Source organism: Variovorax sp. OK212 (assembly GCF_900112425.1).
GTDB lineage: Bacteria > Pseudomonadota > Gammaproteobacteria > Burkholderiales > Burkholderiaceae_C > Variovorax.
This window is the reverse complement of the sequence record NZ_FOLP01000043.1, coordinates 1-11,909: the sequence shown is the minus strand read 5'-3', so window position 1 is coordinate 11,909 and position 11,909 is coordinate 1. Positions and strand designations below refer to the sequence as shown.

The 11,909-nt window shown below is 55.6% G+C and carries 13 protein-coding genes and 1 pseudogene; 1 reads left to right on the top strand and 13 read right to left on the bottom strand.

What is annotated here, in order from left to right:
- Nucleotides 1-1,124 (bottom strand): annotated as a pseudogene (locus tag BM004_RS40040) (type IV secretion protein Rhs); the annotation flags it as partial.
- Nucleotides 1,125-1,267: 143 nt separating this feature from the next.
- Here BM004_RS40040 and BM004_RS41245 point away from each other — a divergent pair.
- Nucleotides 1,268-1,459: a hypothetical protein gene (locus BM004_RS41245; protein WP_143072691.1), complete on the top strand. Its 192-nt coding sequence runs from the start codon at nucleotides 1,268-1,270 to the stop codon at nucleotides 1,457-1,459.
- A gap of 324 nt (nucleotides 1,460-1,783) precedes the next feature.
- Here the strand turns inward: BM004_RS41245 and BM004_RS41740 are convergent, their stop codons facing one another.
- The 12 genes from BM004_RS41740 to BM004_RS39995 all read right to left on the bottom strand — a co-directional run.
- Nucleotides 1,784-1,960, bottom strand: a complete 177-nt coding sequence (locus tag BM004_RS41740; RefSeq protein ID WP_177206795.1) for a hypothetical protein — start codon at nucleotides 1,958-1,960, stop codon at nucleotides 1,784-1,786.
- 407 nt (nucleotides 1,961-2,367) lie between these two features.
- On the bottom strand, nucleotides 2,368-2,715 hold the full coding sequence (locus BM004_RS41240) for a hypothetical protein (protein WP_143072690.1): 348 nt from the start codon (nucleotides 2,713-2,715) through the stop codon (nucleotides 2,368-2,370).
- A gap of 76 nt (nucleotides 2,716-2,791) precedes the next feature.
- The gene (locus BM004_RS40035) at nucleotides 2,792-3,601 is read right to left on the bottom strand and encodes an RHS repeat domain-containing protein (RefSeq protein ID WP_256220309.1); all 810 of its coding nucleotides are present in this window, start codon (nucleotides 3,599-3,601) and stop codon (nucleotides 2,792-2,794) included.
- A 153-nt stretch (nucleotides 3,602-3,754) separates the two neighbouring features.
- Nucleotides 3,755-4,150 carry an immunity 50 family protein gene (locus BM004_RS40030; RefSeq protein WP_093222440.1) on the bottom strand — a complete coding sequence of 132 codons (396 nt, stop codon included), beginning with the start codon at nucleotides 4,148-4,150 and terminating at the stop codon, nucleotides 3,755-3,757.
- A complete protein-coding gene (locus BM004_RS40025) occupies nucleotides 4,147-5,082 on the bottom strand; it encodes an RHS repeat-associated core domain-containing protein (protein WP_093222438.1) in 936 nt (311 codons plus the stop codon). Before BM004_RS40025 ends, BM004_RS40030 begins: the two co-directional genes overlap by 4 nt.
- A gap of 60 nt (nucleotides 5,083-5,142) precedes the next feature.
- Nucleotides 5,143-5,553, bottom strand: a complete 411-nt coding sequence (locus tag BM004_RS40020; RefSeq protein ID WP_093222435.1) for a hypothetical protein — start codon at nucleotides 5,551-5,553, stop codon at nucleotides 5,143-5,145.
- Nucleotides 5,554-5,598: 45 nt separating this feature from the next.
- On the bottom strand, nucleotides 5,599-6,057 hold the full coding sequence (locus BM004_RS40015) for an SUKH-3 domain-containing protein (RefSeq protein ID WP_093222433.1): 459 nt from the start codon (nucleotides 6,055-6,057) through the stop codon (nucleotides 5,599-5,601).
- Nucleotides 6,058-6,233: 176 nt separating this feature from the next.
- Nucleotides 6,234-6,638, bottom strand: coding sequence for a hypothetical protein (locus BM004_RS40010; protein WP_218152790.1), 405 nt, complete (start codon nucleotides 6,636-6,638; stop codon nucleotides 6,234-6,236).
- 274 nt (nucleotides 6,639-6,912) lie between these two features.
- The gene (locus BM004_RS41235) at nucleotides 6,913-7,389 is read right to left on the bottom strand and encodes a hypothetical protein (RefSeq protein WP_143072688.1); all 477 of its coding nucleotides are present in this window, start codon (nucleotides 7,387-7,389) and stop codon (nucleotides 6,913-6,915) included.
- Nucleotides 7,386-8,276, bottom strand: a complete 891-nt coding sequence (locus BM004_RS40005; RefSeq protein WP_256220308.1) for an RHS repeat domain-containing protein — start codon at nucleotides 8,274-8,276, stop codon at nucleotides 7,386-7,388. The genes BM004_RS41235 and BM004_RS40005 overlap by 4 nt, the downstream gene beginning before the upstream one ends.
- Before the next feature lie 123 nt (nucleotides 8,277-8,399).
- Nucleotides 8,400-8,696, bottom strand: a complete 297-nt coding sequence (locus BM004_RS40000) for a hypothetical protein (RefSeq protein WP_093222430.1) — start codon at nucleotides 8,694-8,696, stop codon at nucleotides 8,400-8,402.
- Between the two features lie 9 nt (nucleotides 8,697-8,705).
- The coding region (locus tag BM004_RS39995; RefSeq protein WP_143072687.1) for an RHS repeat-associated core domain-containing protein at nucleotides 8,706-11,909 on the bottom strand (3,204 nt) is incomplete at its 5' end.

Here is an 11,909-nt window from a genome sequence, read left to right as displayed (position 1 = left end):
GCCAGCACGAAGTCGGTGTGCATGAAGCTCTCGTTGCCGGTCGCGAGGCTGATCGACGCGCCCTTGCGCGCCGGCGCGGGGCAGTTCTTGCAGCCGCCGGTTCCCTGCGCTGCCGCCTGCTTGGAAATGCGTTCGAGCTGCCCGGGCGGCTTGACCTCTTCAGCCTTGGCGCCGGCCTTCGGCGGCACGGTCACCGTGTGCTTGCCCTTCTTGCGAAGCAGCGCGTCCCTGAGCTTGTGCAGCAGCCACATGATGCTGGCCTGGGACTCCTTGTTGGCCAGCGCCGACAGCTGGCTGCGCAGCAGGTGCTTGAAGTCCAGCATCTGCGTGACGACGCCTTCGACGCGGCCGGCAAGCCCCGCGGGCAGCTGGTTGGCCGCCGCCTTGGCCACGTAGTTCGCCGACTGCTTGGTGTAGCGCACCGCAGTGCCCCACATGCGGCTCCAGGTGCTCTGCGTCTTCGGGTCGTAGGCCCGCGTTTCCGCCGCAACGGGCTTGGCAACGGTGAACAGGTCCTTCTGGCCCAGCACGCGCCGCAGGATGTCCACCAGGTTGTCGATGATCTTGTCTGCCAGGTCGGCACAGCTCTTGAGGATGCCGTCGAGCTTGGCGATCGCACCGTCGATGAACTTGTCGAGCTCGCCCATGATGGTCGCGTTCAGGTGCCCCACCAGGATGGTGACGATCGCCTCGCCGAGGTTGGACGCAGCGGCCTTCAGCTCCTGCTTCACCAGGTGCAGCGTGGGCCGCAGGCTCATGCGCGCCGCCGCCATGCTCGGCGGCAAGGGGATCAGCCCGATCAGGTTGATGCCCAGGCTCACCCACAGCAGGAAGGTCTCGATGCCGTCCTTCGCCTTCTTTTCCAAGAGGTTGATGATGTCGAGGAACACATCCACCAGCGCCATGATGTTGCCGACGATCGGGATGCTGCCCAACACCATCGTCAGCCGCTCCAGCGTGACGTAACCGCCCGAGAAGGAGCGCAGCCAGTCGTCCACCGCCTTGCTCGCGGCGGCGATGTCTTCTTTCACGATGGTGTTCAGCGGCGCTACCGCCGCCTGCTCCTCGCGCTGCGCCGGCCGCTTGCCCTGGCCTTGCTGTTGCGATCCCTCGTTGTCTGCCATCTTGTCTCCTCCCACTGGTACGTTGCCTGGTTGCGAATTGCAGTCGATCCTCGAAGCCCGTCACGGCTGGGTCACTGTCGGATCACTCGGTCTCTCATCGACGAATACGCCGGCTCTGTCGCGCGGCCGATTCGCGGCTTGCTGTGAACTTCTTCGCGCTCGCAGCCCGCTCGTTTTCTGGTTTTGCATCTCGCCAGCTTGGTCAGAGGCCGAAAGCGCTGGCGTTCAAGACAATCAAGAGTCAATACACCGGTCAGGCCGCACCTTTCGATCCACTTCACGGCCTCGTCCTTGTACTGAAGACGGCCGAGGCGAATTTCGCGTTCGCGCCGTGAAAGATCCAGACTTCCTGGATTTGAGCCATTCGCGTCCTTTGGCTTTTTTGCTGATCGCTTTAATTAGATGGGAAGCTCTTGCTCGGGCTCAGACAACCCTGCAGCGTCAGCTACTCGGAATAATTCAAACCTTGAGGTCCGATTTCATCGACAAGAAAAAAATCATCCGCAGCCACCGGAGACGGAGTGCTATTCGTTAGTACAAAAAGAATCGCTTCCAAATACTCGCGCCGGTCTATCACTCGATCAAGCGGAAGATCATGTGGAATGGCATTTCTCCATAGATTGTCATTGGAATAATTTGCAATAATGAAATTTATCCCGTCAATTATGTTGTTTTTTGAAATTGGGCCGAATTTTAAAAAAAATGCGCTTCATTTCCTCAAAAAGAACCTTCCTATCGGCGGGTAGATTTATATCAAAATCCTCCAGCTCCTCATCGCTCTCACCAAGCAAATAATCATAGAGGCCGCGCAAATAATTAAGGTTCAGTGCATTCATAGTTGAGGGTAAGCCGTATAAATTTCGCCGGAATTATTTCTGCGAACGGTGACTCGAGAAGTGTGACAGGGCATCCTCCGCCACTGCGACAACCTTCACCGATAGGTCTCCCCATATCAAATGCACCAGCGGCACGAACGAGCCGGCCTCGTGGATGTAGTGCACGCTCCAGCCGTGTTCGCTCCCCTCCTTCAGCGCTAGCGGCTCTGCGTGCTCTCGAACGCGAGCAGCTTCATTCAATTTTTAAAGAACTCACGAGTAAGGGTTTTGACCCCAATTTTCCCCTGCTCAAACTCGAGAGAGTCTCCGAGCCCGCCGATCGATAAATTCTCAAGCATCCACTTTGCGACAATTTTTTAAAAAATTCTTATCTCCAAGATTTCTTTGCTATCGCTTGGCCCAAAGTTTTAAGCATTACTCGATAGCCCGTATTCTTGAAGATCACTGAGACAGCGAAAAGAAACACCGCCCTTCATGATCTGCAAATCAAAAACAGGCCGCCGAGCAGCTACATCTTTGACTGGCATTACAAAAAATTTGAATTCCCCTAGTTCTGACTCAACTCGATCAGCCTCTACAAACTGCTGCGACTCAACCATCTCCTCATGCCTGGAAAATATTTCTCGGCAGCTCTCGAATTCAGCAAAAGGAGAAAACTCACCAGCATATTTATTTTTCGAGATAAGCTCAACGGTTACTCGACCCAGAATCTCTTTTTGATCTAACAAATTCAATACAATTTTGACTATGGGCATGATGTTATCGACTCCAATGCATTTGAAAGTTTTTGCAAATTCTGATCATTGAAGCTAGATTCGCCTTCTGGATGAATTATTCGCGCGTGGTTCGGAATTTTTTGGATGGATCTTCGATCACATCAAACTCCGCTCCACGTATAGCCTCAGCATTGCCGGTTGCGACAGTATCAGCCAATTCTTGCAACCCGGTCGCTTTGGGATACGCCTCCTTCATTTGTGATGAAGCTTGACATGGACAGCAACTGTGAAGTGTCGATATTCCAGGGGGACTGAGAATAGCTTCAACAGGTTTTAACCTAAGATTTTCGACCGAATTTCCTCCAATCCGGTTGACACTCGTTCCATTGGGAAGGGGCTTTCCGCTCAGCCCCAAAGGATCAACCCACGCGACAGGATTCGGTGCGTACTGATTTAGATGGACACCCCCAGCTAACTTGATCGGGTCATTCGATACGAAGCTCCCGCTTTGTGGCTCGTAATACCGATACCGGTTGTAATGCAGCCCCGTTACCTCATCGAAATGCTGCCCCTGGAACCGAATCGGGTTCCTGAACCCCGCCCGTCTCCCCGCCTCGCTGATCGCCTCCCGCGCTTCCCCCCACGCCTTGTACTGCGCCGACCAGGCCACGCTGCCTTCATGGTCCGTCAGCTCCTGCGGCGTGCCCAGGTGATCGCATTGGTAGAACGCCATCTCCTTCCGGTCGAACGCATACGGCGCGTTCCTCTGTTCACCGTTCCACAACGGGTCCTGCTCAATGTCGTAGACGCCGCCGTTGGCCTCCATCAGCGCCTTCGCATCCGTCGTCTCGTTCAGCGCCATCGCGCGCGCTTGCCGCACCTGCACCAGCGGCACGAACGAGCCGGCCTCGTGGATGTAGTGCACGCTCCAGCCTTGCTCGCTCCCCTCCTTCAGCGCTGAGCGGCTCTGCGTGCTCTCGAACGCGAGCAACTCATTTAATAGTTAAAACACTCAAAAGCTAATGAGAACATGACCCCATATTCTCTTAAATTTAAAGCAGGTCATAGCGAGCTACCACTATGGACTCCCGATACTTCCAGGCACAACGCTTTCGACCGAAATCCAGTCGCAATCGAAGGATACCGAGAGATCCTCTTTTCCGGATATGCACACAGACACCAAATCATCGATGTTTTTTAGCAGGAATTGAGTCGCAACGTTTTTTTTCTGCCAGCCAGTAGCGGAAAATTTCCTAACTCCAATAAAGGACAGCGCCAGATAAACTACATCATAATTTTCAGGCCATCGAGCTGGCGGGCGCGCAGGCTTATTGTCAATCATGAATTTTATCAAGACCCTTGGCTCGTCGCGCTTCATCGTGACCTCCATTATTTCCGAATCATCCAAACTCGGAAACCCTTCATACAACGAAGATAACGCCTGAGGATTCAATATTTTTTTTTGTAAGTTCATTTTTTATTCCGGCAATTGAAATAATAGTGATCATCCATTCCATCAACCTTTCCGGTTCGGGTATTTTCGTCAGGACGAACATTATGGTGCGACGGCTGATCCCCAACTCCACCCTTACCGTAGTAATGACCAGCAGAATGGTCCTGAATGATCACATTCTTTCCATTGACCTGATATGTCAACTCTCGGCTCATGACCGGTTTTTTATCTTGCCCCAAAATCCAGGCACCTGATGAATCGGTTAGAGGAACCATTTTTTGACTTATAGGTTGCTGAGACATTGGAACGCCAAGCTGTCTGCGAATTTCCCTCAAACTTTCACGACGGGTGGGATGGCACGTCAACCCCAATGGATCTACCCAAAGCACAGGATTCGGGACAAAAACATGGAGATTCGTTCCTCCTTCGAGTCCAATCGGATCGCCTGATACGAACCGCCCACTGACCGGCTCGTAATACCGATACCGGTTGTAATGCAGCCCCGTCTCTTCATCGAAACACTGCCCCTGAAACCGAATCGGGTTCTTGAACCCCGCCCGTCTCCCCGCCTCGCTGATCGCCTCCCGCGCCTCCCCCCACGCCTTGTACTGCGCCGACCAGGCCACGCTGCCTTCATGGTCCGTCATCTCCTGCGGCGTCCCCAGGTGATCGCATTGGTAGAACGCCATCTCCTTCCTGTCGAACGCACGCGGCACATTCCTCTGCTCGCCGTTCCACAACGGGTCCTGCTCAATGTCGTAGACGCCGCCGGTGGCCTCCATCAGCGCCTTCGCACCCGTCGTCTCGTTCAGCGCCATTGCACGCGCTTGCCGCACCTGCACCAGCGGCACGAACGAGCCGGCCTCGTGGATGTGGTGCACGCTCCAGCCGTGTTCACTCCCCTCCTTCAGCGCTGACCGGCTCTGCGTGCCCTCGAACGCGAGCAGCTTCATTCAAATTTTAAAAAACTCACGAGTAATGAGGTTCTGACCCCAATTTTCCACAACTCTGGGTTATTTGGCATCTGTGCGAATCGCCCCCTCCGTTGAGGAAAATTTGACAAAGAAGATTTGAGTTTCGTACTTTCTTTTTGGTCTCGAGAAAGACCAGAACTCAGCAGGAAAGAAATAGCCCTTTTCGAGAAACACGAGCAATTGATGTTTGGCGTACTCCAAAGCATCGCAGCTCAAAGTCAGCAGCAATCCATTGTTCTTTACATCGAGTTGATCCGAAATGCCCGCCCTCAGCTCGATCTTCGCCACGTTGACTTTTCGACCGAAATAAATAAGGCAATCGATAATTTCCGATTTCGGCGTAACAGGCAGCATTGCGGATACCTTGGAAACAAGCAAACTGGCACCCTCCTCATCGAGAGCAATCGTCAGTTCGTCTTTGCTGTGTGGACCGAAATTTATGATGATCATTGCCGAACTCTTTAGAGGAGACGCAAGCTTATTAAGACACCGGCATCAATCAGAAAGCTCCTCGAATTGGTGGGCAAAGATAATATTGGAAACGGCTTCTTCGACGGTTCTGCCTATCCTGCAGAAGTAGTCGTCATATCCGCCATACAACCCGCCTTTATTTCCGAGAAGATAGGTAAGATGCTCTGAATAGCCTTGCCCAACGGGAATCAGCGCCTCTTGCGCCAGACCCTCATAAACGTCGACTGCCCATTTTCGATTAAATCGCCGAGTGGCCGCTGACGAGTCGAAATGACTCTGGTCAAGGGTGTTAACGCCGTACGCGCGATGAACCAGCCGAATCCCTCCGAAAGACTGAGTGAACTTCAGAGCTTTCGAAAATACGGAATAGCCGTCTTTTTGCCAATCCAGCAGATAGAGAGTGGTGTCGACGGTTCGCTTCGCGCTCCATCCGGCTTGCTTCAAACGATCGAAGGACTCTCTATCGAAATCGAATTTTTCCACGTAGTAATCCTATTTCTTTTGAGGAAAATCGGGCGCGTAGTAGGAGCCGATCTTGCGCAGAGAAATGAGCACGTATTCGACGTCTCGCAGGACATGAAAAATCTTCCCCCCCAATTCGCGATTCGTTGTTCTCGTCGATCATTTAAGCCTTCTGGTTCCAAAAGGAAAAAGTCAGGCTATCTCTTCTTGAGGTTCTCAAAATTGAAATTGGCAACACGAGCAACGTCCTCATCCGAATCAACGCGCAATTTTTTAAGCAAATCGAGCGGCACCTTCTTGTTCGCAGCAATCTGTTGCCTGACTGCTGCATCCGAATCATTAGCCAGAAGATTAAACAACGAATTAGACAGTTTCCTTTTCATTGCCACGAACTCTCTGACACTTGCTTCATATACACATAGGTCCTCCAGAATTTCTAGTGGCACCGTATTGTTGTGCGCCACCCACTTTCGATGATCTGGATACAGCGAGATGACGTCGCGCCAAACAAAAATTGGAGCCTCATCCATTGCAGCTCTGTCGTATTCAGATTTTTCTTCGCTATTTCGAAGTCGAATAAATTCTTCTGCGGATTCAATCATTTTGGCGCCCTGCAGTTCATGGCCTTTAAATCAATCGATTCCACTGTTTCGCCTTTGTGCTCGCTCACATAGCCTCCATAACATCTGCACCTGCAACCCAATCACCATTTTTATGGTGCACCCTGCGGCCGGCAAATATGAGAGAGCTACTTTATAGATACGCGGCGCTGCAATTCATCACCGTACAGAAGGCATAGCGCTCCCGCTCTTGGAAAAGTTCAAAGCAATCAAGAGCTAGTGAGAAATTGCCTCACATATCGCAACCTACTCCAATTCACCGAGGAGTAAGAAGGTATGCCTTGGCATAACTTAGAAACTCCATTCCCATGTCGGGAGCAATCCGCTTGAGCAAAAAAAGATAGAACGGCAGCGGTGTCGGACTTTCGTTCTCATCTGGATCCCACCGCGTGTCCTCGTGAAAACAGCAAACGGCACATCGACTCAATGCGGCCAGCGCTGGATTTTCGCTTTCAGAACGGTCGGACAATGTCCAGAGTTCATGCTTTCCAGGCCTTCGCAGTTCATCGCTATTGCTAGCATCAAAACTGGCGATTGCCGTCTGCAGATGATTGGCGATGAACCTCAAGTACTCGGACGAAATGATTTTGTCGAATCGACCAGCCACGATGCGCGTACACAAAAACTCGGCGTACATCCGCATCATCTGGCCAAACGGCACTTGTCTATCGATTAGCCCCTCTTCGAGAGCATCGAACTCATTTATCTCTTCTTCGCTGTAAGGACCAATCATTCTTTTACTCCATCGCATACGCCGAGTCGGCCCATGACGATCTTGCACGACTTGCAATACGGCTTCAGCTTTCCATCATTTCGAACAGTGGTAGATGTTCCTCCCTTAACAACTTCACGAAGTTCATCGGCACTAGAAACATTGTGGGTGTGCGCTATCACGCTGAGCGCTTCGGTCTCGCCGCACCAGGGGTGCGTATCGGACCGATTATCGATCGGGATGTCGTCATACATTTCCTTTACCACGGGGTGTTGTGGCCCCTTTCCACCGGCTCCGTCGCTGTACCCAACGACAGGCTCTGAAAGCTTTCCGCCCTCTATAGTGGTCCGCACGCCTTTGTTATTGGGCGTAATGCCCTTTTTCCGAGCAAGGCCCAGTGGATCGGTCCATGCAACCGGATTGGGGGCGAACCCGTGAAGATTGAAGCCACCGCGCAACCCGATCGGATCTTTAGAAACGAACCTTCCAGCGACCGGATCGTAGTACCGACTCCGGTTGTAATGCAGCCCCGTTTCCTCATCAAAATACTGCCCCTGAAACCGAATCGGATTCCTGAACCCCGCCCGTCTCCCCGCCTCGCTGATCGCTTCCCGCGCCTCCCCCCACGCCTTGTACTGCGCCGACCAGGCCACGCTGCCTTCATGGTCCGTCAGCTCCTGCGGCGTGCCCAGGTGATCGCACTGATAGAACGCCATCTCCTTCCGGTCGAACGCATACGGCGCGTTCCTCTGTTCACCGTTCCACAACGGGTCCTGCTCAATGTCGTAGACGCCGCCGTTGGCCTCCATCAGCGCCTTCGCATCCGTCGTCTCGTTCAACGCCATCGCGCGCGCCTGGCGCACCTGCACCAGCGGCACGAACGAGCCGGCCTCGTGGATGTAGTGCACGCTCCAGCCGTGCTCGCCCCCTCGTCTTCAGCGCTTCTTGCCCTCGAATAAGAGCAGCTTCATTTAAGGTTTAAAGCACTTACGAGCTAACAAGAACCTGATTCCAAGCCCTCTCTCGATTCTTCAGCTTGAACAGATTTCGCGAGCTTGACAAGTCAATCGATCGGCCGCTTCATAAACTCTTTTTTTCATATCCACCTCATAAATATCTGCACTACTAGTCATTGCCCCCCACATATCCAAAAATATTTCAGCCAGGCTTTTTGGTATGTCACTTTTTCCGCTCAAGCGATTTTTAATTTCCTTAAGAAGCTCAATCAAATCTTTGTACAAGGCCTCATTAAGGCCTTTTTTTTCGCGAATCTCCAGATCGAAATCTAGCCACTTCTCAATAAAAACATCAATTAACTGATCCGCCATATTTATTCCTTAGGGCCTAACAATTTTTATTGCCGACGGAGGCACACGCCCAACAATTAGAACCTCGCCAGATGCTTGCGCTCGGCGGCGAGCGGTTGTGCCTTTCAACGGACTGCAATCACTATTCAAGTCCAATGAATCCTGTACTTGCGATAAATCAATACTTGCAATTCGCTCCTTTCCAGTTCCATATCTCGTCGAGTTAGTCACTGCTTGCTCATAGGTCCGAGATGCAGAAATGTACTGGGTTTTCACACTATCCTTTGACGCATGCAACACGTGCCCCTCAACGGAATAATTTGCGGCTGGATCGCTAGCCGACAATCCGATCCCAGGATCTTCATCAGGCCTCAAGACACGATATGCATGGCCGTTTTTGCATTTGCAGCAAGGCTGGTGTTCAATAGCTGGTGCAGGGTCAGATTTCTTGCGCCGCTGAAGGCCCCATGGATCAATCCATGCAGTTGTATTTGGCGCATATTCATGGAAATTTAAACCACCAGCCAACCCTATAGGGTCTTTTGACGTAAATCTTCCTGAATAAGGCTCGTAATACCGATACCGGTTGTAATGCAGCCCCGTTTCCTCATCGAAATACTGCCCCTGAAACCGAATCGGATTCCTGAACCCCGCCCGTCTCCCCGCCTCGCTGATCGCCTCCCGCGCCTCCCCCCACGCCTTGTACTGCGCCGACCAGGCCACGCTGCCTTCATGGTCCGTCAGCTCCTGCGGCGTGCCCAGGTGATCGCACTGATAGAACGCCATCTCCTCCCGGTCGAACGCACGCGGCGCGTTCCTCTGTTCACCGTTCCACAACGGGTCCTGCTCGATGTCATACACCCCGCCGTTGGCCTCCATCAGCGCCTTCGCATCGGTCGTCTCGTTCAGCGCCATCGCGCGCGCCTGGCGCACCTGCACCAGCGGCACGAACGAGCCGGCCTCGTGGATGTAGTGCGTGCTCCAGCCGTGCTCGCTCCCCTCCTTCAGCGCTGAGCGGCTCTGCGTGCTCTCGAACGCGAGCACGTCGCCGTCCCAGCCGAAGAGGGTCGTGGCCTCGCTCGAGCGCTTGGCGACGCGGCGTCCCAACGGGTCGTAGCTGAAGGTGGTGGTGACGCCGCTCTGGTCCGTGGCTGCGGTCATGCGGTTGAAGCCGTCCCATGCAAAGACGGTGCGCCAGCCGTTGCGCACGCGCTCGGTCATGTTGCCGCGTTCGTCGTAGCGGTAGCTGGTGCCGGCGTAGTTCTTCAGCAGGTTGTCCAGCAGCTTGTTGACCGCACCGGTCGCGTGTTGCCGGGCTGCGTCGTCTGCTGTTGCCGGGTCGGCGATGTTGCCCGCGGGATCGAACGCGAACACCTCGCGGCCCACGCGGCTGTTGGCTTCGAGCAAACGGCCGACCGGGTCGTAGCGGTAGCTCAGGTTGCCGCGGCGGCTGTCGCCGATGGCCACGAGCTGGCCGGCCTTGTCGTAGCTGTAGCTGCGCTCGATGCCGGTGGCCCCGGCCACCGATGCGGCCTCGATGGCGCCGGGACGGGTGCGCGAGATCTGTTGTTCGAGCAATCGGCCGGCGGGGTCGTACTTCTGGCGTTGGCTGAGGCCGTTGCCCTGCTCGCGCGCCACTTCGCGGTGCAGGTCGTCGCGCTCGAAGCCCAGGATGTCCTGCCCGTCGACGAGCAAGCCGTGCACGTGGCCAGAGCCGTAGGTCAGCCACTGGGTGACGTGGCCGTCGGGCCGCACGGTGGCGATGCGCTGGTTGAGTTCGTCGTAGCGGTGCTGCCACACGGCCGTGCGCTTGCGCTCCAGGTAGTCGTGATGTTCGCGCGTCAGGTTGCCGGCGGGGTCGTAGAACCATTGCAGGCGCGCGTCGGCGTTGGCCGCTTCGATCAGGCGGCCGTTGCGGTCGTAGGCGAAGCGCTCATGCTGTTCGCCGGCCCGGCGCTCGCTCAATCGGCCGAGCGGGTCGAACGCGAGTTCGGTGCGGTGGCCCGCCTCGACCACCTCGGCGAGGGTGCCGGTGGTTTCCTCGTGCACGTACTGCGTGGTCTTGCGGTCGAAGCCGGTTTCCTCGAGCAAGCGGCCGACAGGGTCGTAGCAAAAGTTGTAGCGGCTGCCGTTCTCGTTGTGCAGTTCGGTCAGGCGGCCGAGCAGGTCCCAGTGGTATTTGAGCGAGCGGCCTGCGGCGTCGGTGCGGCCCGCCACCAGGCCGGCGCGCGTGTAGCTGTAGCGCGTGGCGCGCCCGAGCGCGTCGGTGTGGGCGAGCAGGCGGCCTTCGGCGTCGTGCACGAAGTGCTCGCTGGTGTCGTCAGGCTGCACGATCTGTTCGAGCTGGCCGGCGGCGTAGCGGTAGCTGGTGGTGCTGCCGGCGCCGTCGGTGGCCTTGGTGAGGCGGCCGCGTTCGTCATAGGCCCATCGGCTGGTCTTGGCGGAGCAGTCGGTGTAGCTGAGCAGCTGGCCCGACGGAGCATAGGCCATCGTCTTCACCCCGCCCTTGGCATCGGTGATGCGCTCGGGCCGGCCGGCCTTGTCGTAGGCGTATTCGGTCTTGTGGCCGAGCGGGTCGGTCTCTTCGGTCAGGCGGCCTTGTGCGTCGTAGTCGCGCTTCCACACGCCGCCTTCGGCATCGAGGATGCCCGTCAGGCGGTGCAGCTTGTCGTACTCGAAGTGCACGCGGCTGCCGTCGGCGCGGGTGTGCGTTTGCAGGTTGCCGTCTTCGTCGTAGGTGTAGTCGTCGGTGCTGCCGTCGGTGTGGATGTGGCGGGTGATGTTCTTCGCGTCATCGCGAAAGAACCACTCCTGCAGCTTGTCGGGGTGGATGACGCGGTAGGTGTAGCCCTGAATGTCGTAGTAGTGCCAGGTCTCGCCGCCGAGCGCATCGGTCACGTAGGTCAGGCGGATGTTGCGGTCCCACTCCAGCGTGAGCGCAAAGCTGCCGTCGTCGGACCATTCGCGCACGGCCTTGGCATTGGCGCCGGTGCCGTCGTATTCGAGGTTCATGGCCCGGCCGGTGCGGTCGGTGTAGCGGGTGACCAGGTGGTGGCTGTAGGTGTAGGCCCAGCTGGCGCCGTCTTCGTCCTGTGCGGCGATGAGGTCGCGTTCTGCGTCGTGCGTGTAGGCGGCCAGTTGGCGCACCACCTGGCCGTCCTTCAGCTCATGCAGCGACTGGATCAGGCCGGTCTGCATGTCGGGCCGCGTGCCCACGTGCGCCATGATCGATTC

What these genes read in the sequence shown, in the direction of transcription:
- BM004_RS41740 (WP_177206795.1), bottom strand. Translation starts at nt 1,960, where the DNA reads ATGAATGCACTGAACCTTAATTATTTGCGCGGCCTCTATGATTATTTG.
- BM004_RS41240 (WP_143072690.1), bottom strand. Translation starts at nt 2,715, where the DNA reads ATGCCCATAGTCAAAATTGTATTGAATTTGTTAGATCAAAAAGAGATT.
- BM004_RS40030 (WP_093222440.1), bottom strand. Translation starts at nt 4,150, where the DNA reads ATGAACTTACAAAAAAAAATATTGAATCCTCAGGCGTTATCTTCGTTG.
- BM004_RS40025 (WP_093222438.1), bottom strand. Translation starts at nt 5,082, where the DNA reads ATGAAGCTGCTCGCGTTCGAGGGCACGCAGAGCCGGTCAGCGCTGAAG.
- BM004_RS40020 (WP_093222435.1), bottom strand. Translation starts at nt 5,553, where the DNA reads ATGATCATCATAAATTTCGGTCCACACAGCAAAGACGAACTGACGATT.
- BM004_RS40010 (WP_218152790.1), bottom strand. Translation starts at nt 6,638, where the DNA reads ATGATTGAATCCGCAGAAGAATTTATTCGACTTCGAAATAGCGAAGAA.
- BM004_RS41235 (WP_143072688.1), bottom strand. Translation starts at nt 7,389, where the DNA reads ATGATTGGTCCTTACAGCGAAGAAGAGATAAATGAGTTCGATGCTCTC.
- BM004_RS40000 (WP_093222430.1), bottom strand. Translation starts at nt 8,696, where the DNA reads ATGGCGGATCAGTTAATTGATGTTTTTATTGAGAAGTGGCTAGATTTC.